The sequence below is a fragment of the Nonomuraea sp. NPDC002799 genome (assembly GCF_053592075.1).
Map to the genome: position 1 here is coordinate 74171 of NZ_JBSFVA010000029.1, position 19171 is coordinate 93341.

The following is a 19171-nucleotide window of genomic DNA, read 5'->3' on the forward strand; positions in this document are numbered from 1 at the left end:
TGCCCATGCCCATGCCCATGCCCATGCCCATGCCCATGCCCATGCCCATGCCCATGCCCATGCCCATGCCCATGCCCATGCCCATGCCCATGCCCGTGCCCGTGCCCGTGCCCATGGCCGTGGCCGTGGCCGTGGCCGTGTTCGCCTTGGGTGGAGCGGCGGGCGTTCAGGAGGAGGCGGAGGCCGATGACGGCGATCAGCGCGCCGCTGGCCACCCCCAGCCAGGCCAGCACCGACTCCCCGGCCAGCGCCGTGAACACGCTCAGCAGCAGCCCCACCACCAGCACCCCGGCCGTGTGCGTGGCCGTCACCGTGGCGCCCACCACGACGGCGTCGCGGGGCCGCCCGCGCCGGCCCGCCAGGTACGCGGCCATGATGGTCTTGCCGTGCCCGGGGATCAGGGCGTGCCCGGCCCCGAGCACCACGGCCAGCCCGACCGCCAGCAGCCCGAGCGGCACCGTCAGCGAGTCCGAGCCGACCAGCGCGGTGAACGTCCGGTCCAGGGCCGCCAGCGCGTCCCCGACGGGCCCGAGCCCGCTGAGGTCGAACCCGCCGGGCAGGGTGCTGACCGGAGTCCCGGAGTCGTCCTGGGAGCCAAGGCCGGTGACGGTCATCGTGGCGGTCCGCTGGTCGAGCGGGTCGGTCAGCAGGTCGCCCGGATAGACCCGGAGCTCCTGGCTCACGCTCGTGGCCGGCACGGAGGAATCGGCCAGCCCGACCCCGTCCCCGACGGCGGTGATCTCCCGCCAGCCGATCCGGTCCTGCTCGAACCCGTCGGTGAACTCCACGGCCCCTGAGACGTGGACTTCGGCGACGAGCCGGCAGGTCAGGCGGCTGGTCTGGAGACCCCCTTCGCCGGGCTCATAGGCGAACTCCGAGCTCGCCACGCGCCACGGCACGGCCGCGCCGGCGACCGTGAGCCGCTGCGCGCCGGCCAGGGCGGCGCAGCGGCGGGCCGCGTACCCGGCGTCCACCTCCGGCGCGGCCTGCAAGGTCGGCAGTTCGGCCAGGTCGACGACGGCGAGGTTGCGCACGTCGGTGGCGGAGATCCGCAGGCCGTTGTAGTGGTTGACGGTGAAGTTGCCCAGCGGGTGCGCCTGCGCGGCGCCCGCCAGCAGCGTGGCGGCGAGCAGCGACAGGAGCACGCCCGCCACGGCGGAGACCAGGCCGAGCCGGAGCGCTCTCATGAGAACCTCGCCAACGCCGACAGAGCAGGATCGAAGCCGGGATCCACCCGCGCGGACCGGCCGAGCGCCTGCTCGACCCGGGCGCGGTGGTAGGTCAGCAGCGGGTTCTGCCAGCCGGTCGCGGTGGCCTTCTTCGCGTAGGTCAGCGCCTCGTCCGGCTTGCCCGCCTTGAACAGGGCCCAGGCCAGGGCGTCGGCGGCGACGAGGTTCGGGGAGCGCGCGTATTCGGCCCTGGCGTGCCGCACGGCCGCCGCCGGGTCCCCGTGGTCGGCCTCGAACTCGGCCCACGTCAGGTCGTCCCGCACGCCGGCGGCGGCGAAGAGCTTCCGCTGGGCCTTGAGCAGCGTCCAGTCGGCGGGCCTGCCCGCCTTGAGCCGGGTCTCGCCCTGCTCGATGAGGTACTGGGGGAGCGGCAGCCGGGCGACGACCTGGTCGTAGAGGCCGAGCGCCTCCGGCAGCCGGCCGCTGAGCGCGGCGGTCCTGGCCTGCCCGGCGAGGGCCGGGGTGTAGGCGGGGTAGGCCTGCAGCGATTTGGCGTACCAGCCGGCCGCCGTGGTCAGGTCGCCCGCGTGCAGGGCGAGCTCGCCCAGGTAGTAGCGGGCGTAGGCGACGTCGCCCGGCACGAAGGCGTCGTCGTGGGCCAGCTCCAGGTACTTACGGGCGCCGTCCCGGTCGCCGCGGAGCTCGGCCGCGTACGAGGCGCGGGCGAAGGCCGCCACCCCGGGGCGCAGGTTCATCATCTTGTCCACGGCCCGCTGCGCGCCGCGCAGGTCCCCGAGTTGTGTCCTGGCGTCCGCCAGTACGCCGTAGGCCGCGGCGCTGTACGGGTTGACGCCGATGGCGCGCTCCGACAGGCGTACCGCGTCGGTGAACTCGTGGCGGCCGGCGGCCAGCGCCGCCTGGCCGGTGAGCACCAGGTCGTCGTCCGGCCGCAGTCCGGCCGCGGTGGCGAGCGCGCCTTCCGCCTTGGTGTAGTACGCCGGGTCTCCGGTGACCCTGGCCTGGTCGACGTACTGGGAGGCGAGCTGGGCCCAGCCGCGGTAGTCGCCGGGCAGCCGCCGCAACCGCTCCTGGAGCGTCTCGGTGGCGGGCCGGTCCGCCGGCGGCACCGACTCGGGCGCCGCGGAGAAGGAGAGGATCGTGAAGACCATGGCCCCGACCAGGACCAGTCCGATGAGCAGGACGAGCGAACGCATCAAAGGCTCCAGAGCTGAGTGCGGGGCCGGCCGGCCGTGACGGGGACACGGCCGGCCGGCCCTCTTGTCAGGCGGCAGACGATGGGAGACGGGGGTCTGCCGCCAGGGTGGACCGGCCGGTTCTGGAGAGGGAGCCGGCCGGTCGGGTCCTTAGCGCTGGTTCACAGCCACGTTGCTGGGCAGCGGGATGTACGGGAACGACTGCAGGAAGGGCTTGTCGTTCTTGTCCACCTTGTCGGTCAACCCGGGCACCAGCTTGCCGGTCAGCGCGGCGCCGGCCACGGCCTGCAGTTCGATGTCCACGACGTCGTCGCTGAGACGGCGGCCGTTCGGGAAGCCCTGCAGGTCGCCGGCGAGCACGCCGAGCCTGTTCGGGTCCTTCGCGGGCGGGATCGACATGTTCAGCCGGAGCTGCTCGGAGGGACGGAACTTGCCCGCGTCCTTGTTGAGAACCTGCGAGTTCAGGTCGGCCTTGATCGGGCCGTTCTGCTTCGCGATGCCGGTCAGGAAGATCTCGACCAGGTCGTTGCGCGGGGTCGCGGGCGCCTTGATGCCGTAGATGGCCTGCAGCAGCCGGGCGACCTCGGGGTCGGTGACCCGGTCGACCAGAGCCTGGACGTCGGCGTCCTGCGACGGGTCGAGGGCGTTGTAGGCGTCCTTCAGGCCGGCCGGGGCGACGACCTCGTTCACCAGCGGGTTGCACAGGCGCGAGACCTGCACGAACGAGCTGCCGTTGTACTTGTCGGTGGTCGAGCAGACGCCGATCACCGGGTTGCGCTTGGCATCGCCCTTGAGCGCCAGCTCGGAGGAGGGCACCTGGAGCGCGACGCTGTTGACGTTGTAGCCCTTGGTGGTGTCCTGGCCGACCTCGGACAGGTTGCCGCCGTAGACGAAGTCGAAGATCCGCAGGTCCAGGAAGAACGCCTCGTCCGACTGTCCGGCGAACGTCTTGCCGCCGCCGGGCAGGCTCTTGATGGACTGGGCGCGCAGGGTGCCGTAGTTGGGCATCGAGGCGGGGCCGACGTTGCTCGGCGCGACGATCCCGTCGTCGACCAGCGTCTTGGTGTCGTCAGGGGTGATCCGCTTGAGCGTGTAGCGCTGGCGGAAGAGCAGGTTCTGGTCGTTCAGCGAGGTGACGGGGCCGTCGTTGTACAGGAACGTGACGTTGCCCCGCTTGTCCTCGTTGCGGAACGTCCACTGGTAGGTGATGTCGGTCTTGGCGTCACCATCGTTGTCGATCTTGATGTTGTATCGGGACTTGACGGCGAACGGATAGAAGTTCGGGCCCCCCTGGGGCTCCTCGAACGGGATCCAGTTGGCCAGCAAGGTCACTGTGTCGGCTTTGTCGGGGCTGACGAACGCGTACACGTCGGTGTTGTCGTGAAGCGGGTCGCCCGAGATCATCGGAGCCTCGCGGTGCGAGGAAGCGGTGCCGGAGTCGGTACGGAGCACGGCCAACGACGACGCGGCGATTGCAGCGGCGAGGCCAAGTCCGACTAGAGCGCGCCGGTTGATCCGGAGCTCCATTGTTCGGTCCTTTCGAAGGTGTTGATCGGTCCTGCGAGGTTCCGGCCGGGTTCCTCGACGGCCTATTCGTCCACGGGCGGCCTCCGGATGTCGTCTCCTCCTCAGGAAGGAGACGTCAACCAAAGTTGACATACTTAAGTCGTCAATTTAGGTTGACTTGCGAACGGGGTGCGGATCGACCGGTCCCGTTCGTTGGTCGATTCGGGATATGTCGTGAAAGGGGATGCGGTGGTCAAGGACTTACTCGCCTACGTCCGCCCGCACAGGAAGATCTTGATCCTGGGCGGGCTGCTGGGCTTGATCGGCTCAGCGGCGGGTCTCGCGATGCCGTTGCTGGCCAAGTACGTGGTGGACGCGTTCGGGCAGAACCAGTCCATGGCGGGGCCCCTGCTGGGGCTGAGCGTGGCCGTGCTGATCGGGGCCGTCGTGTCGGCCGGGGGAAGCTACCTGATGGAGCGCACGGGCGAGGGCATCGTGCTCGGCGCCCGGCGCAAGCTCGTCGACCGGCTGTTGCGGCTGCGGGTGGCCGACGTGGACCGGCTCAAGCCCGGCGACCTGCTGTCGCGGGTGACCAGTGACACGACGTTGTTGCGCGCGGTGCTGACCAACGGCGTCGTCGAGTCCGTCAGCGCGGCGTTCATGCTGGTCGGGGCGATCATCCTGATGGCGACCATGGACGGCGTGCTGCTGCTGGTCACGCTGCTCGTGGTGGTGGTGATCGGCGGTCTGGTGACGCTCATCATGCCGAAGATCCAGCGGGCGCAGCTCGCCGCCCAGGAGGCCGTGGGCGACATGGGCGCGGTGCTGGACCGGGCGTTGCAGGCGTACCGGACGGTGAAGGCGAGCGGCGCGGAGGAGCGGGAGATCGCCGTGGTCGGCGACGCCGCCGTGCGCGCCCGAGACAGGGGGCTGCAGGTCGCCGGCTGGACCTCGCTGGCGGGGGTGGCGACCTGGATGGCGGTGCAGCTCGCGTTCCTGTGCGTGCTGGCGGTCGGCGGCGCGCGGGTCGCCTCCGGCACGCTGGAGGTCTCGTCGCTGATCGCGTTCCTGCTGTACCTGTTCTACCTGGTGCCGCCGATCGGGCAGCTCGTCCAGGGCGGCGTGCAGCTCCAGAACGGCCTGGCCGCGCTGAAGCGCATCAAGGAGATCGAGGACCTGCCCGCCGAGCCGGTCAGCGCCGCGGTCGTGAGCGCCGCAGAGCCGGTGGGCGTGACGTTCGGCGACGTGGTCTTCCGGTACGGCGAGGACCGGCCGCTCGTGCACGACGGTGTCAGCTTCGAGGTCTCGTCCGGCGGGCTGACGGCGCTGGTGGGGCCGTCGGGAGCGGGCAAGTCCACGGTCTTCGGGCTGCTCGAACGTTTCTACGACCACCAGGACGGCTTCATCGGGATCGGCGGCAGGGACATCCGCGACTGGCCGCTGGGCGAGCTGCGCGCCACCCTCGGGTACGTCGAGCAGGACGCCCCCGTGCTGGCCGGCACCCTGCGGGAGAACCTGCTCTTCGCCGCCCAGGACGCCACCGACGAGGAGCTGCGCCGCGCCGTCGTCAGGACCAGGCTCGACGACCTGGTCGCCCGGCTCCCCGAGGGCCTGGAGACCGCGGTCGGGCACCGCGGCGTGTTGTTGTCGGGCGGCGAGCGCCAGCGCGTGGCCATCGCCAGGGCGCTGCTGCGCAAGCCCAGGCTGCTGCTGCTCGACGAGGCCACCTCGCAGCTCGACGCGGTCAACGAGCTGCGGCTGCGCGAGGTCATCGCCGAGGTCGCGGCCGAGACGACCGTCCTGGTCATCGCGCACCGGCTGTCCACGGTGACGAACGCGGACCGGATCATCGTCATGGAGGGCGGCGGCGTGCGGGCGATCGGCACCCATGATGAGCTCGTCGGCGGGGACACCCTGTATCGGGAGCTGGCGGCCACGCAGTTCCTCGTGAGTTAAGGATCTTGTTGATTTCCGGACATCCGAAATAGGGGATCGACCCCTACGGTCCGATCTTGACCTGTTTCGATCCCCATGAGGAGATTTCCGTGAAATTCGCCAAGATCGGCATCGCCGCCGCGGCCCTGGTGGGCGCCAGCATCGCTCCGCTCGCGCTCGCCGGGCCCGCCAGCGCCGCCACCTGCAGCGGCTCGCTGATCGACAACATCGCCGTCAAGAGCGGCAACACCACCTACGGCACGCTGAAGCTCTACTACAACTCGTCCACGGGCAACAACTGCGCCCGGCTCGACCGCGTGGTCAGCTACGGGACCGCGAAGGGCATGATCCTCTCCCTTTACGGCTGTGGCAGCGGCTGGACCGTGAGCAAGTGTCACCAGAGCTTCTACGACATCGGCCAGGACAGCGGCCAGTTCGGCCAGTACGCCGGGCCGGTGTCGGTCTACGGCAAGGGCCGCTGCGTCCAGGTCGAGGCGAGCGTGCAGGCCGCCAACAACTCGTGGGCCAACTACCACAGCCCGGTGTTCCACTGCGGCTGACGTCCCCGGCGAGGGTTAGTCTCTTCGTGAATGGGTTCATTCACGAAGGGACCGCCCATGAGCAGGACCGTCCGCGCCCCGCGAGGCACCAGCATCACGGCGAAGGGCTGGCCGCAGGAGGCCGCGCTGCGCATGCTGCAGAACAACCTCGACCCCGAGGTGGCCGAGCATCCCGAGCAGCTGGTCGTCTACGGGGGATCCGGCCGGGCGGCGCGTGACTGGCCCTCGTTCGACGCGCTGGTCAGGACGCTCACGACGCTGGAGGGCGACGAGACGCTCCTGGTCCAGTCGGGACGCCCTGTGGGCGTGTTCCGCACCCACGAGTGGGCGCCCCGGGTGCTCATCGCCAACTCCAACCTGGTGCCCGACTGGGCCAACTGGGAGGAGTTCCGGCGGCTGGAGGCGGCCGGGCTCACCATGTACGGGCAGATGACCGCCGGCTCCTGGATCTACATCGGCACGCAGGGCATCCTGCAGGGCACCTACGAGACGTTCGCGGCCGTGGCCGCCAAACGGTTCGGCGGCTCGCTGGCCGGGACCATCACGCTGACGGCCGGGCTCGGCGGCATGGGCGGCGCCCAGCCCCTGGCCGTCACCATGAACGGCGGCGTGGCCGTCTGCGTCGACTGCGACCCCCGCTCGGTCACCCGCCGCATCGAGCACGGCTACCTCGACGTCCAGGCGGACTCGCCGGAGGAGGCGCTGCGACTGGCGTACGAGGCGCGCGACGCCCGCCGGCCGCTGTCGGTCGGCGTCGTCGGCAACGCCGCCGAGCTCCTGCCGGACCTGCTGGCCGGCGGGGCCGAGATCGACATCGTGACCGACCAGACCTCCGCGCACGACCCGCTGATGTACCTGCCGCTCGGGGTGGCGTTCGAGGACATGGCGCAGGCGCGGGAGAAGGATCCGGCCGGGTTCACCGAGCGGGCCAGGACCTCGATGGCGCGGCACGTGGAGGCCATGGTCGGGTTCAAGGACGCGGGGGCGGAGGTGTTCGACTACGGCAACTCCATCAGGGGCGAGGCGCGGCTGGCCGGATACGCGCGCGCCTTCGACTTCCCCGGGTTCGTGCCCGCCTACATCAGGCCGCTGTTCTGCGAGGGGAAGGGCCCGTTCCGGTGGGCCGCGCTGAGCGGCGACGCCGCGGACATCGCGGCGACCGACCGGGCGATCCTGGAGCTCTTTCCCGACAACGAGCCGCTGGCCAGGTGGATCAGGAAGGCCGGGGAGCGGGTGCACTTCCAGGGCCTGCCGGCGCGCATCTGCTGGCTCGGCTACGGCGAGCGCGACGTCGCGGGGGAGCGGTTCAACGACATGGTGGCCTCGGGCGAGCTCCAGGCGCCCATCGTGATCGGGCGCGACCACCTCGACAGCGGGTCGGTGGCCTCGCCCTACCGCGAGACCGAGGCGATGGCCGACGGTTCCGACGCCATCGCCGACTGGCCGCTGCTGAACGCCATGCTCAACACGGCTTCGGGCGCCTCCTGGGTGTCGATCCACCACGGCGGCGGGGTCGGCATCGGGCGCTCCATCCACGCCGGGCAGGTGACCGTGGCCGACGGCACCGCGCTGGCGGGGGAGAAGCTCAATCGGGTGCTCACCAACGACCCGGGGACGGGGGTCATGCGGCATGTGGACGCGGGTTACGAGGAGGCCGCCGAGGTGGCCGCCGTGCGGGGGGTCCGGATTCCCATGCGGGAGTCCTGACCTCACGGTCTTTCACGGGGCATTCTCAGCAAGAGGGATGAGAATGTCGGGCGGACGACGTTGGAGGTGGCGTGGCGGACGGATATCACGGTGGGCTGAGCGTGCTGCTGGATGGCCGGAGGTTGTCGCCCGTGCAGCGGCGGATCGCGCATTATCTCAGCGAGCATCTCGACGAGGCGATCTTCCTGTCGAGCGTCGAGCTGGCCGAGCGCGCGGGGGTCAGCCAGCCGTCGGTGACGAGGTTCGCCATGGTGCTGGGCTTCGCCGGATATCCCGAGCTGCGGCAGGCGCTGCGGCCGCTCGTGCTGGGCGGCGACGTGGCGGCGCCGCAGGAGAGCCTGCTGCGCGGGGCGATCGACGGCGAGATCCGCAACCTCGCCGTCGTCAGGGAGCGGCTGACGGCCTTCCCGCTCAAGGAGCTGGGCGAGCAGCTCGCCGTCACCGAGCCGCTGCCCGTGGTGGGGCTGCGCGTCTCCTGCGGGCTGGCCACCACCTTCGCCTACTACGCCCGCCGCATCCATCCCGACGTGCGCCTGCTCACGCACGGCGGGTCGGAGCTGGCCGACGGGCTGCACGCGGCCCGGCGGGCGGGGGCGGAGTGGGTGGTGGCCGTGGTGCTGCCGCGCTATCCGACGGAGGTCGTGCAGGCGCTGGAGTACGCCGGGAAGCTCGGTCTCCGGGTCGCCGCCATCACCGACAGGGCCGACTTCCCGGCGGAGATCGTGCTGGACGCGCCCGTCGGCGACCGGCTGGTGTTCGACTCGCACGCGGCGCCGCTGGCCCTGGCCATGGCCCTGGTCGAGGCCATGGCCGACGCGGCGCCGCTGCGTACGCGGGCGCGGCTCGAAGAGTACGAGCGGATGACCGACGAGACCGGGACGTTCCTATCCGGCGATCCGGCGTAGCGACCGCATCGACCAGATCGTGGTGAGCACCGCCAGCACGACGAACACCCCGAACGCGATCGGGATCGACGAGTCCGTCAGCCGGCCGTCGAACAGCGCCCGCCCCGCCTCGACCGCGTGATAGAGCGGGTTGAGCGGGGCCAGAGTCCGCATCCAGTCGGGCGCGAAGGAGATCGGCACGAACAGCCCGGCCAGCAGCATGATCGGCAGCATGAACAGGTTGAGCGTCTGCGACATGCCGTTCTCGTCGCCCAGGGTCAGCGCCAGCCCCTGGGACAACCCGGAGGCGAACAACCCCGTCGCCGCCATGAGCAGCAGCACGAGGACCAGCTCGACGACCCCGATGCGCACGCCCATCGCGATGGCCACGACCAGCACCAGGATCGCCTGGCAGACCAGCACGATCATGTCCTTGGCCACCCGGCCGAGCACGATGGCCGGGCGCCAGGCGGGGCTGACGGCGTACCTCTCCAGCGAGCCGTTGCGCAGCTCGGCGATCAGCCCGAACCCGGAGAACAACGAGCCGAACACCGCGATCATCATCATCGACGCCGGCGTGAACATCCGCAGCGCGTCCACGATCGTGCCGCCCGGCGTCATCGTCCGCAACAACGGCGCGAACATCAGCAGGTACAGCACCGGCTGCATGAGGCCGAACAGCGGCCAGATCGGGTTGCTGAACGACTTCTTGAGCTCGTAGCCCGTGAACAGGGCGGTGTGGCGGATCATGCGTCGGCTCCGGTGTCACGAAGGGTCCGGCCGGTCTTGGCCAGGAAGACGTCGTCGAGCGTGGACCGGTCGAGCGCGATCGAGCTCAGGCCGATGCCCCGCTCCTCCAGCGCCCGCAGCAGCACGGGCAGCGTGTGCTCGCCGTCGTCCACGTAGACCCGCAGCAGGTCCTCGTCCACGCGGGTCTCGCGGGCCAGCGGCTTGAGCGTCTCGGCGGCGCGTTCCAGCTCGTCCACCCGCAGCGTGATCACGTCGCCGGAGACCTGCCGCTTGAGCTCGCCGGGCGTGCCCTCGGCCACGACCAGGCCGTGGTCGACGATCATCAGCCGGTCGCACAGCACGTCGGCCTCGTCGAGGTAGTGGGTGCTGAGCAGCACGCTGGTGCCCGCCTCGCGCAACTGCTTGATGCGGTCCCACAGGTTGGCGCGGTTCTGCGGGTCGAGGCCGGTGGTGGGTTCGTCGAGGAAGAGCAGCGGCGGGTTGTGCACCAGCCCGATCGCGATGGCGACCCGCCGCTTCTGGCCGCCGGACAGCGTACGGCCGGGGCGGTCGGCGATCTCGTCGAGGTCGAACCGCTCCAGTATCCCGGCCGTGGCCCGCTTCGCATCGGCCATGGCGTGGATCCTGGCGGCCATCAAGATCTGCGCCCTGGCGCTCGTGGTCTCCTCCACGCCGCCCGCCTGGCTCACGTAACCCAGCTCGCGCCGGATGGCGGCGGGCTCCTTGAGCAGGTCGTGGCCCGCGATGGTGGCGCTGCCCGCGTCGGGGGCGATCAGCGTGGCGAGCATCCTGATCGTGGTGGTCTTGCCCGCCCCGTTGGGGCCGAGCACACCGAAGATCTCGCCCTTGGCCACCGTGAGGTCCACGCCGCGCACGGCCTCGACGGTCTGTGCGCCCTTCCTGCTCCTGGTGGTGAACGTCTTACGCAATCCCGTAGCTTCGATGATCATTGGGAGGCCGACTCCTTCAGAGCACGCTTAGCTTGAGCTGATGCATCCTGCCATAGAACGTGTTGCGGAATCTCCTGAGTTTCCGGCCGGTCCGGCACCGTCCAGGGGCCGCTCGGAACGGGCCGGCGATCGGCTCGGCCTCGTGCCGGGCGGCAGCCGATCGACAACCTCAATATGCTGATCTTCATGAGTGAACGACCGACGGCGCTGGTCACCGGCGCCTCCCGGGGGATCGGCGCGGCCGTCGCCGCCGCCCTGGCCCCGACGCACCGCCTCATACTCGGCGGCCGGGACGAGAGCGCGCTCGCCGCCGTGGCGGCCGGCCTGCCCGACGCCCGGCCCTGGCCGGTGGAGCTGACGCGGGTCACGGAGGCGGACGTCGCCGGGATCGAGCGGCTCGACGTGCTCGTGCACAGCGCGGGGATCAGCCTGCTCGGCCGGATCGGCGACCTTCCCGCCGCCACCTGGCGCCGGACCATGGAGGTCAACGTCATCGCGGTCGCCGAGCTGACCCGGCTGCTGCTGCCCGCCCTCAGGGCGGCGGCCGGCCACGTCATCTGCGTCAACTCGGGCGCGGGCCAGCGGGCCAACCCCGAGTGGGGCGCCTACGCGGCGAGCAAGTTCGCGCTGCGGGCCTTCGCCGACGCGCTGCGGCTGGAGGAGCCGAGGCTGCGGGTGACGACCGTCTATCCGGGCCGTACGGCCACCGACATGCAGCGCGGGCTGCGCCGTTACGAGGGCGGCGAGTTCGAGCCCGAGAAGTACCTGACGTCCGAGAGCGTGGCGCGGGCCGTGCTGGCCGCCGTCCAGGCGGGTCCCGACGCCCATCTCACCGAGCTGACCGTTCGCCCGCGAGGCGGCCCGGTCAACTGACCTGAATGGATCCATTCACTACAGTGGGATCATGCTCGAACCACTCGCGCGCATAGGACGGGATCCGGCGACCGGCGGCTACGTCAGGGACGCCTGGTCGAACGCCGACATGGAGCTGCGCGAGTGGTTCGCGGGCGAGGCCGCGCGGCGGGGGCTCGACCTGCGCGAAGACCGTAACGGCAACCTCTGGGCGTGGTGGGGCGATCCCGCGCGCCGGCCGGGGGTGGTGACGGGCAGCCATCTCGACTCCGTACGGCAGGGCGGGGCCTTCGACGGGCCGCTGGGCGTCGTGTCGGCCTTCGCCGCCCTGGACATCCTGAAAAATCGCGACATAACGCCGTCGCGGCCCTTGGGCGTCGCCTGTTTCACCGACGAGGAGGGGGCCAGGTTCGGCGTGCCGTGCATGGGGTCGCGGCTGCTCACCGGCGTGCTGGCGCCGGACCGCGCCCTGGCGCTCACCGACGACGACGGCGACACGCTGGCGGACGTGCTGACGAGGGCGGGGCGCGCGCCGCACGCGATCGGGCGGGACGACGAGACGCTGGCCGCCATCGGCACGTTCGTGGAGCTCCACGTCGAGCAGGGGCGCGGGCTCGTCGAGCACGGCCGGGCGGTGGGGGTGGCGCGGGCGATCTGGCCGCACGGGCGGTGGCGCTTCGACTTCCTGGGGCGGGCCGACCACGCGGGCACCACGCTGCTGGGCGACCGGGACGACCCGATGTTGCCGTTCGCCCGCCTGGTGCTGGCCGCCCGCGACACCGCCGCGCGGCTCGGCGTGGTGGCCACGGTGGGCAAGGTGCGCGTCTCGCCCGGCAACGCCAACGCGATCCCCGGGCTGGTGACGGCCTGGCTGGACGCCCGCGGCGCGGACGAGGGCGCGGTGCGCGAACTCGTCGCCCAGCTCACGCGGATGGCGGCGACCGCGACACCGGCTGCGGCCCTTCCCTCTCCGGGCACGATCAGCGACCCGGGCGTAGCGCGCGCCGGCGGTGGAGCGGGGGCCGGCGGGAGCCCAGCTGACAAGGCAGAGGTGCGGGAGGAGTCGTGGACGCCGGTGGTCGAGTTCGACGTGGCGCTGCGGGATCGGCTGGCGCGGGTGGCCGGGGGCGACACGCCCGCGCCGATCCTGCCGACCGGAGCGGGTCACGACGCGGGAATCCTCGCCACGGCAGGCGTTCCGAGCGCCATGCTCTTCGTCAGGAACCCCACGGGCGTGTCCCATTCCCCCGACGAGCACGCCGAGCGGGCAGACTGCGAGGCGGGAGTGGTGGCACTCGCGGACGTGCTGGAGGATCTGTGTCGCTGACCTACTGGTGCGAGCAGGCCTGGCTGCCCGGCGGCGTGACGGACGGCGTGCTCGTCGAGGTCGACGGCGAACGGATCACGCGGATCGGCCAGGGCCCGCCGGGCTCGGCCGAGCGGCTGGCCGGGCTCACCATCCCCGGCCTGGCCAACGCCCACTCCCACGCCTTCCACCGCGCGCTGCGCGGCCGGACCCAGCAGGGCAAGGGCGACTTCTGGACCTGGCGCGACCGGATGTACGAGGTCGCCGACCGGCTCGATCCCGACGGCTACCTCAAGCTCGCCAGGGCGGTCTACGCCGAGATGGCGCTGGCCGGGGTGACGTGCGTGGGCGAGTTCCACTACCTGCACCACGCGCCGCACGGCAGGCCGTACGAGGATCCGAACGTGATGGGCCACGCCCTCATCAGCGCCGCCCGTGACGCCGGCCTGCGCATCGCGCTGCTCGACACCTGCTACCTGGCGGGCGGCTTCGGCGCGCCGCTCGCCGGCGCGCAGCGGCGCTTCGGCGACGGCGACGGCGACGGCTGGGCCGCCCGCGCCGAGCAACTGGCGTTCGCGTACGCCGGGCAGCCCGACGTCGAGATCGGCGCGGCCATCCACTCCGTGCGCGCGGTGCCGGCCGACCAGATGCCGATCATGGCCGAGTTCTCCCACCGGTTCACCGCGCCCCTGCACGCGCACGTCTCCGAGCAGCGGGCGGAGAACGCGGCCTGCGTGGAGATGTACGCGGCCACGCCGATGCAGGTGCTGCACGAGCGCGGGGCGCTGGGGCCGCGCTCGACCGCGGTGCACGCCACCCACCTGACCGACGTGGACATCGAGTTGCTCGGCCACTCCCGCGCCTACGTCTGCATGTGCCCCACCACCGAGCGCGACCTCGCCGACGGCGTCGGCAGGGCCAGGGCCCTGGCCGATCGCGGCGCGGGGATCACGCTCGGCTCCGACAGCCACGCCGTGATCGACCTGTTCGAGGAGGCGCGGGCGGTGGAGCTGGACGAGCGGCTGGTCAGCGAGAAACGCGGCCACTGGCGCGCCGCCGACCTGCTCGCCGCCGCCACCGGTGTGGGTCACACCTCCCTGGGCTTCCCCGACGCGGGGCTGCTCGTGCCCGGCGCGTGGGCCGACCTGGTGTCGGTGCGGCTCGACTCCGTACGCACGGCGGGCGCCGCCGGGATCGAGGCCGTGGTGTTCGCGGCCACGGCGGCGGACGTGCACTCGGTCATCTCCGGTGGCCGCCGGGTGGTCACGGACGGGCGGCACCGGCTCGGCGACGCCGGCGCACTGCTGGCCGAGGCGGTGGGCGGGCTGTGGTGAGGGCCGCCGGGGTGACGGGCGAGCCGGAGCGCGCCGGGGTGAGGGCCGCCGGGGTGATGAGGGAGCCGCGGTGATCTTCGCTGGGGCGATGAGGACGATCATGATGACGGCTGCCGAGGCGATGGGACACTCGCGATGACCACGACACTGATCGACGGCATTGGGCTGCTCTACACGGGAGATCCCGAGCGCGCGGAGATCCCCGACGCGGCCGTGGTCGTGGCGGACGGCCTCGTCGCCTGGACCGGCCCCGCAGCCCAGGCGCCCGACGCCGACGAGCGGGTGGACGTCGGAGGCCGCGCGGTCATCCCCGGCTTCGTGGACAGCCACGCCCACCTGGTCTTCGCCGGAGACAGGACGGCCGAGTTCCAGGCCCGGATGTCCGGCGAGCCCTACACCGGAGGCGGCATCAGGACCACCGTCGCCGCCACCCGGCGGGCCGGCGACGCCGAGCTGGCCACCCGCACGCTCGCCCTGGTGAACGAGATGCTCGCCCAGGGCACCACCACCGTGGAGATCAAGAGCGGCTACGGGCTGACCGTCGAGGACGAGCGGCGCTCGCTGGAGATCGCCACCGGGGTGACCGACGAGACCACCTTCCTGGGGGCGCACATCGTGCCCTCCGACATGGACGCCGACTCCTACGTGCGGCTCGTCGCCGGGGAGATGCTCGAAGCGTGTGCCCCGTACGCGAAGTGGGTGGACGTGTTCTGCGAGCGCGGGGCGTTCGACGGGGACCAGACGCGGGAGATCCTCGGCGCCGGGCTGAAGGCGGGGCTCGGGGCGCGGGTGCACGCCAACCAGCTCGGCGAGGGGCCGGGCGTGCGGATCGCCTGCGAGCTGGGCGCGGCCTCGGCCGACCACTGCACCCATCTGACGCCGGGCGACGTGGACGCGCTGGCCTCCTCGGACACGGTGGCGACGCTGCTGCCGGGGGCCGAGTTCAGCACGCGGTCGCCGTACCCGGACGCCAGGCGGCTCATCGACGCCGGTGCCACCGTGGCGCTGGCGACCGACTGCAACCCGGGCTCGTCGTTCACGTCGTCGATGGCGTTCTGCGTGGCGCTGGCCGTCCGCGAGATGGGCATGACGCCGCTGGAGGCGATCAGAGCGGCGACGTACGGCGGGGCCCGCGCGCTGCGGCGTACGGACGTAGGCTGGTTGCGGCGGGGAGCGCGCGCGGACCTCGTCGTGCTGGACGCCCCCTCCTACGTGCATCTGGCCTACCGGCCCGGCGTTCCCCTTGTCCACCAGGTGTTTCACGACGGTCTCCTCCTTTAGGAGGACATTCAGAACCCTCCCTCGGACGTAGTGCTTTAGGGAATCTTTGCCTGTGGCCGGACGTTGGCCGGGTATAGAACGTAGCTGCGGAACGAGGTGCCTGGGGATGGCAAGGCCTACGGGGAGTCGCACGCAGGAGCAGCACGTCGCTGAACGCGATCTGCTGGGGACGTATCTGGCTGAGATCGGCCGCGTTCCGCTGCTCACGGCGGAGGAAGAGGTGGAGCTCGCCAAGCGGATCGAGGCAGGACTCCTCGCGGAGCACCTGCTCGACAGAGGGGGCTCGGAGCCGCGGATCGGGGACGTGGCGGACGAGGAGCTGGAGCGCCTGGCCGTTTCGGGGCAACGGGCGAAGGACGAGTTCATCCAGGCCAACCTGCGTCTGGTGGTGGCGGTGGCCAGGAAATACTCCGGCCGGGGGATGCCGCTGATCGACCTGGTCCAGGAGGGGAACCTGGGCCTGGTTCGCGCGGTGGAGAAGTTCGACTATCAGCGGGGCTACAAGTTCTCCACCTACGCGACGTGGTGGATCCGGCAGTCGGTCGGGCGGGCCATCCACGAGCAGGCGCGGCCGGTGCGGCTGCCGACGCACGCCGGGGAGCAGATGACCCGGCTGATGCGGGTGCGGCGCGACATGCTGGCCGAGTTCGACGCCGAGCCCACCGACGACGACCTCGCCGGGCTGCTCGACCTGCCGGTCGAGCGGGTGCGCGAGCTGCGCCGATGGGCCTCCGACCCGGTCTCGCTGCAGCTCGGCGTGGGTGATGAGGACGAGACCGAACTCGGCGACATGATCGCCGACGAGACCTGGGCCGATCCTGAGCAGCAGGCCATCGACATCCTGGAGCGGGAGCGGCTCGATCAGTGGCTCACCGGGCTCGAAGGCGACACCAGCGAGATGTTGCGCTGGCGCTACGGGCTGGTGGACGGGCGCGAGCACACGCTCACCGAGGTCGGGGAGCGCTACGGGATCGGCCGCGACCGCGCCCGGCGGATCGAGCGCGACGCGCTGGCCCGGCTACGAAAGATGGCCATGGCCGCCGCATGAGCGCACCGGTGGGTCCGCGTCATGCGTGGTGAGACGGTGAGGGCACCGGTGGGTCCGCGTCATGCGGGTTGAGGTGCTGCGCCGTTATCCGGTTAAGTCGATGCTGGGCGAGGAGATCGCCGAGAGCGGGGTGACCGAGCGCGGGCTCGACGGGGATCGGGCGCGCGCGGTGCTCGACGTCGCCACCGGAAAGATCGCCAGCGCGAAGAATCCACGGCTCTGGCGTGACCTGCTGACGATCGAGGGCGCCGATGTCCCCGGCGACGCGGAGTTGTCCGCGTTGCTCGGACGCGAGGTCCGGCTCATCGACGTACCGCCGCCCGGCGCGGAGTTCGAGCGTTCCGTCCCCGAGCGGGTGCTCGCCGACGGGATCGAGGCGGAGGTGCCCTATACCGTCGGGCGGCTCGGCGGGGCGTCCCCCGAGGGGACGTTCTTCGACTTCGCGCCCGTTCACCTGGTCTCCACGTCGGCGCTCGACCGGGTCGGCGCCGCCGCCCTGCGCTACCGCCCCAATCTGGTGATCGGGACGGAGGAGGACGGCTTCGTGGAGAACGGCTGGGTGGGCCGCGAGCTGCGCGTCGGCGACAGCGTGCTGCTCCAGGTCATCGTGACGAGCCCGAGGTGCGCGGTGCCGACCCTGGCGCACGGGCCGCTCGGCCGCGACACCGGTGCTCTGCGGATGGTGGCCAGGCACAACCGGGTGCCGGTGCTGGACATGGGGCCGCAGCCCTGTCTAGGCGTGTACGCCCGCGTCACCCGGCCCGGCCGGATCGCGCAGGGCGACCCGGTCACCCTGGTGTCCTGAAAGCGGCTTTCTTGATGCCCCCTTTAGAGACTCCTGGCTGTCTCATGTCCGCTTTGGCATCGCCGATATCGGCTATGTGAGTGGCCCGAAACTTAGGTGAAACACCCGCGTGGCGAGATTCACGAATGTGAAACACACCTGGTCGAGCCACGAAACCCCAGGCGAACACGCTGTGGCCACACGTCACATGTAAGGAGGGTCGCGTCGTGAAGATCGATAGCGGCACCACAGCCTGGATGCTCGCGGCCACCGCGTTGGTGTTGCTGATGACGCCGGGGCTCGCGTTCTTCTATGGGGGCATGACCAGGGCCAAGAGTGTCCTGAACATGATGATGATGTCGTTCGGCGCCATCATCACGGTGACCATCGCCTGGGTGCTCTTCGGACACTCACTGGCATTCACCGACAATGCCAACTCGGCGCTCAACAACGTGGTCGGCGGCTTCGACGCCCTCGGCCTGCAGAGCTTGGTGGACACCGCCACCAAGGACGACGGCACCGGCATGCCGAGCCTGGTCTTCTCCGCCTTCCAGCTGACGTTCGCCATCATCACCGTCGCTCTGATCAGCGGCGCGATCGCGGACCGGGCGAAGTTCGGGGCATGGATCGTTTTCAGCGTCATCTGGGCGACCCTGGTCTATTTCCCGGTCGCGCACTGGGTCTGGGGCACCGGCTGGCTCAACACCATGGGCATCGAGGACTTCGCCGGCGGCACGGTCGTCCACATCAACGCCGGCGCCGCGGCACTGGCGCTGGCCCTGGTCATCGGCAAGCGGCAGGGCTGGCGCAAGGAGCCGATACGGCCGCACAACCTCACGCTCGTCCTGCTCGGCGCCGGCCTGCTGTGGTTCGGCTGGTTCGGCTTCAACGCCGGGTCCGAGCTCGCCGTGGACGGCACCGCCGGCCTGGCGTTCATGAACACCCAGATCGCCGCCGCGGTCGCCGCCGGCGCCTGGCTCGTCGTGGAGAAGCTCCGTGACGGGCACGCCACCAGCCTCGGCGTCGCCTCCGGCGCGGTCGCGGGCCTGGTCGCCATCACCCCGGCCTGTGGTTTCGTCGACCCGTGGGCCGCGCTGGTCATCGGCCTGCTGGCCGGCGCGATCTGCGCCTACGCGGTCGGCCTGAAGTACAAGCTCGGTTACGACGACTCGCTCGACGTGGTGGGCGTGCACCTGGTGGGCGGCGTCATCGGTGCCGTCTCGCTCGGCTTCCTGGCCGCCTACCCCTTCCTCGACCAGCAGAGCGAGGGCCTGTTCTACGGAGGCGGCTTCGGCCAGCTGGGCCTGCAGGTGCTCGGCCCGATCGCCGTGGGCGGCTACTCCTTCATCATCACCTGGATCATCGGGAAGATCATCGACAAGACGATGGGCTTCCGGGTCCCCGCCGACGACGAGGTCACCGGCATCGACGTCACCACCCACGCCGAGACCGGATACGACCTCGGCACCGTCTACGCCTCCGGCGTGGCGTCCTCCAACGGTCCCTCCGCCCCCGCTCAGAAGAAGGTGGACGCATGAGGCTCATCACAGCGATCATCAAGCCCTTCAAGCTGGATGACGTGAAGGCCGCGCTCGAACAGTTCGGCATCAAGGGAATGACGGTCAGCGAGGCGAGCGGCTACGGCCGCCAGCGTGGCCACACCGAGGTCTACCGCGGTGCGGAGTACCAGGTCGACCTGGTGCCGAAGGTCAGGCTGGAGGTCCTCGCCGAAGAGGATGACACCGAGGACGTGATCGACGTCATCGTCAAGGCCGCGCACACCGGCAAGATCGGTGACGGCAAGGTCTGGTCCGTGCCCGTGGACACCGTCATCCGGGTACGCACGGGAGAACGAGGTCCGGAAGCCCTGTGATGGATCCGCAGCGAAGCG

Annotated in this window: 17 protein-coding genes; 12 read left to right on the plus strand and 5 right to left on the minus strand. The window is 71.1% G+C overall.

What is annotated here, in order from left to right; all coding sequences use genetic code 11:
- The 3 genes from ACWD0F_RS37860 to ACWD0F_RS37870 form a co-directional block, all read right to left on the minus strand.
- A partial coding sequence (locus ACWD0F_RS37860; RefSeq protein WP_449884999.1) for a High-affinity nickel-transporter occupies positions 1 to 1187 on the minus strand: 1187 nt, incomplete at its 3' end.
- Positions 1184 to 2383, minus strand: coding sequence for a tetratricopeptide repeat protein (locus ACWD0F_RS37865; protein ID WP_449885001.1), 1200 nt, complete (start codon positions 2381 to 2383; stop codon positions 1184 to 1186). The genes ACWD0F_RS37865 and ACWD0F_RS37860, both read right to left, overlap by 4 nt.
- A 150-nt stretch (positions 2384 to 2533) precedes the next feature.
- Entirely contained in the window at positions 2534 to 3835 is a 1302-nt protein-coding gene (locus ACWD0F_RS37870) for a DUF4331 domain-containing protein (protein WP_449885004.1), read from the minus strand.
- Positions 3836 to 4138: 303 nt separating this feature from the next.
- Between ACWD0F_RS37870 and ACWD0F_RS37875 the strand changes: the two genes are divergently transcribed.
- The 4 genes from ACWD0F_RS37875 to ACWD0F_RS37890 all read left to right on the plus strand — a co-directional run bounded on the left by ACWD0F_RS37875 (position 4139) and on the right by ACWD0F_RS37890 (position 8996).
- The gene (locus ACWD0F_RS37875; RefSeq protein ID WP_449885007.1) at positions 4139 to 5845 is read left to right on the plus strand and encodes an ABC transporter ATP-binding protein; all 1707 of its coding nucleotides are present in this window, start codon (positions 4139 to 4141) and stop codon (positions 5843 to 5845) included.
- Between the two features lie 89 nt (positions 5846 to 5934).
- Positions 5935 to 6384 (plus strand): hypothetical protein, encoded by a 450-nt coding sequence (locus ACWD0F_RS37880; RefSeq protein ID WP_449885010.1) that lies wholly within the window; start codon positions 5935 to 5937, stop codon positions 6382 to 6384.
- A gap of 57 nt (positions 6385 to 6441) precedes the next feature.
- Positions 6442 to 8091, plus strand: a complete 1650-nt coding sequence (gene hutU / locus ACWD0F_RS37885) for a urocanate hydratase (RefSeq protein ID WP_449885012.1) — start codon at positions 6442 to 6444, stop codon at positions 8089 to 8091.
- 71 nt (positions 8092 to 8162) lie between these two features.
- Positions 8163 to 8996, plus strand: coding sequence for a MurR/RpiR family transcriptional regulator (locus ACWD0F_RS37890; protein ID WP_449885015.1), 834 nt, complete (start codon positions 8163 to 8165; stop codon positions 8994 to 8996).
- On the opposite strand, the gene ACWD0F_RS37895 is transcribed toward ACWD0F_RS37890, so the two are convergent.
- Positions 8976 to 9725: an ABC transporter permease gene (locus ACWD0F_RS37895; protein ID WP_449885018.1), complete on the minus strand. Its 750-nt coding sequence runs from the start codon at positions 9723 to 9725 to the stop codon at positions 8976 to 8978. The genes ACWD0F_RS37890 and ACWD0F_RS37895 overlap by 21 nt on opposite strands.
- Positions 9722 to 10675 carry an ATP-binding cassette domain-containing protein gene (locus tag ACWD0F_RS37900; protein WP_449885021.1) on the minus strand — a complete coding sequence of 318 codons (954 nt, stop codon included), beginning with the start codon at positions 10673 to 10675 and terminating at the stop codon, positions 9722 to 9724. The genes ACWD0F_RS37895 and ACWD0F_RS37900 overlap by 4 nt, the downstream gene beginning before the upstream one ends.
- A 186-nt stretch (positions 10676 to 10861) precedes the next feature.
- On the opposite strand from ACWD0F_RS37900, the gene ACWD0F_RS37905 reads away from it, so the two are divergent.
- The 8 genes from ACWD0F_RS37905 to ACWD0F_RS37940 all read left to right on the plus strand — a co-directional run bounded on the left by ACWD0F_RS37905 (position 10862) and on the right by ACWD0F_RS37940 (position 19153).
- Positions 10862 to 11548, plus strand: a complete 687-nt coding sequence (locus ACWD0F_RS37905) for an SDR family oxidoreductase (protein WP_449885023.1) — start codon at positions 10862 to 10864, stop codon at positions 11546 to 11548.
- A 31-nt stretch (positions 11549 to 11579) separates the two neighbouring features.
- The gene (locus ACWD0F_RS37910) at positions 11580 to 12854 is read left to right on the plus strand and encodes an allantoate amidohydrolase (protein ID WP_449885026.1); all 1275 of its coding nucleotides are present in this window, start codon (positions 11580 to 11582) and stop codon (positions 12852 to 12854) included.
- Positions 12845 to 14167 carry a formimidoylglutamate deiminase gene (locus ACWD0F_RS37915; protein ID WP_449885029.1) on the plus strand — a complete coding sequence of 441 codons (1323 nt, stop codon included), beginning with the start codon at positions 12845 to 12847 and terminating at the stop codon, positions 14165 to 14167. Before ACWD0F_RS37910 ends, ACWD0F_RS37915 begins: the two co-directional genes overlap by 10 nt.
- Before the next feature lie 135 nt (positions 14168 to 14302).
- Entirely contained in the window at positions 14303 to 15448 is a 1146-nt protein-coding gene (gene hutI / locus ACWD0F_RS37920) for an imidazolonepropionase (protein WP_449885031.1), read from the plus strand.
- A 106-nt stretch (positions 15449 to 15554) separates the two neighbouring features.
- Positions 15555 to 16496 (plus strand): sigma-70 family RNA polymerase sigma factor, encoded by a 942-nt coding sequence (locus ACWD0F_RS37925; protein WP_449885034.1) that lies wholly within the window; start codon positions 15555 to 15557, stop codon positions 16494 to 16496.
- A 61-nt stretch (positions 16497 to 16557) separates the two neighbouring features.
- Positions 16558 to 17301, plus strand: a complete 744-nt coding sequence (locus ACWD0F_RS37930) for an MOSC domain-containing protein (RefSeq protein ID WP_449885036.1) — start codon at positions 16558 to 16560, stop codon at positions 17299 to 17301.
- A gap of 206 nt (positions 17302 to 17507) precedes the next feature.
- Positions 17508 to 18818 (plus strand): ammonium transporter, encoded by a 1311-nt coding sequence (locus tag ACWD0F_RS37935; protein ID WP_449885038.1) that lies wholly within the window; start codon positions 17508 to 17510, stop codon positions 18816 to 18818.
- Positions 18815 to 19153: a P-II family nitrogen regulator gene (locus ACWD0F_RS37940; RefSeq protein WP_020546578.1), complete on the plus strand. Its 339-nt coding sequence runs from the start codon at positions 18815 to 18817 to the stop codon at positions 19151 to 19153. The genes ACWD0F_RS37935 and ACWD0F_RS37940 overlap by 4 nt, the downstream gene beginning before the upstream one ends.
- Positions 19154 to 19171 lie beyond the last annotated feature (18 nt).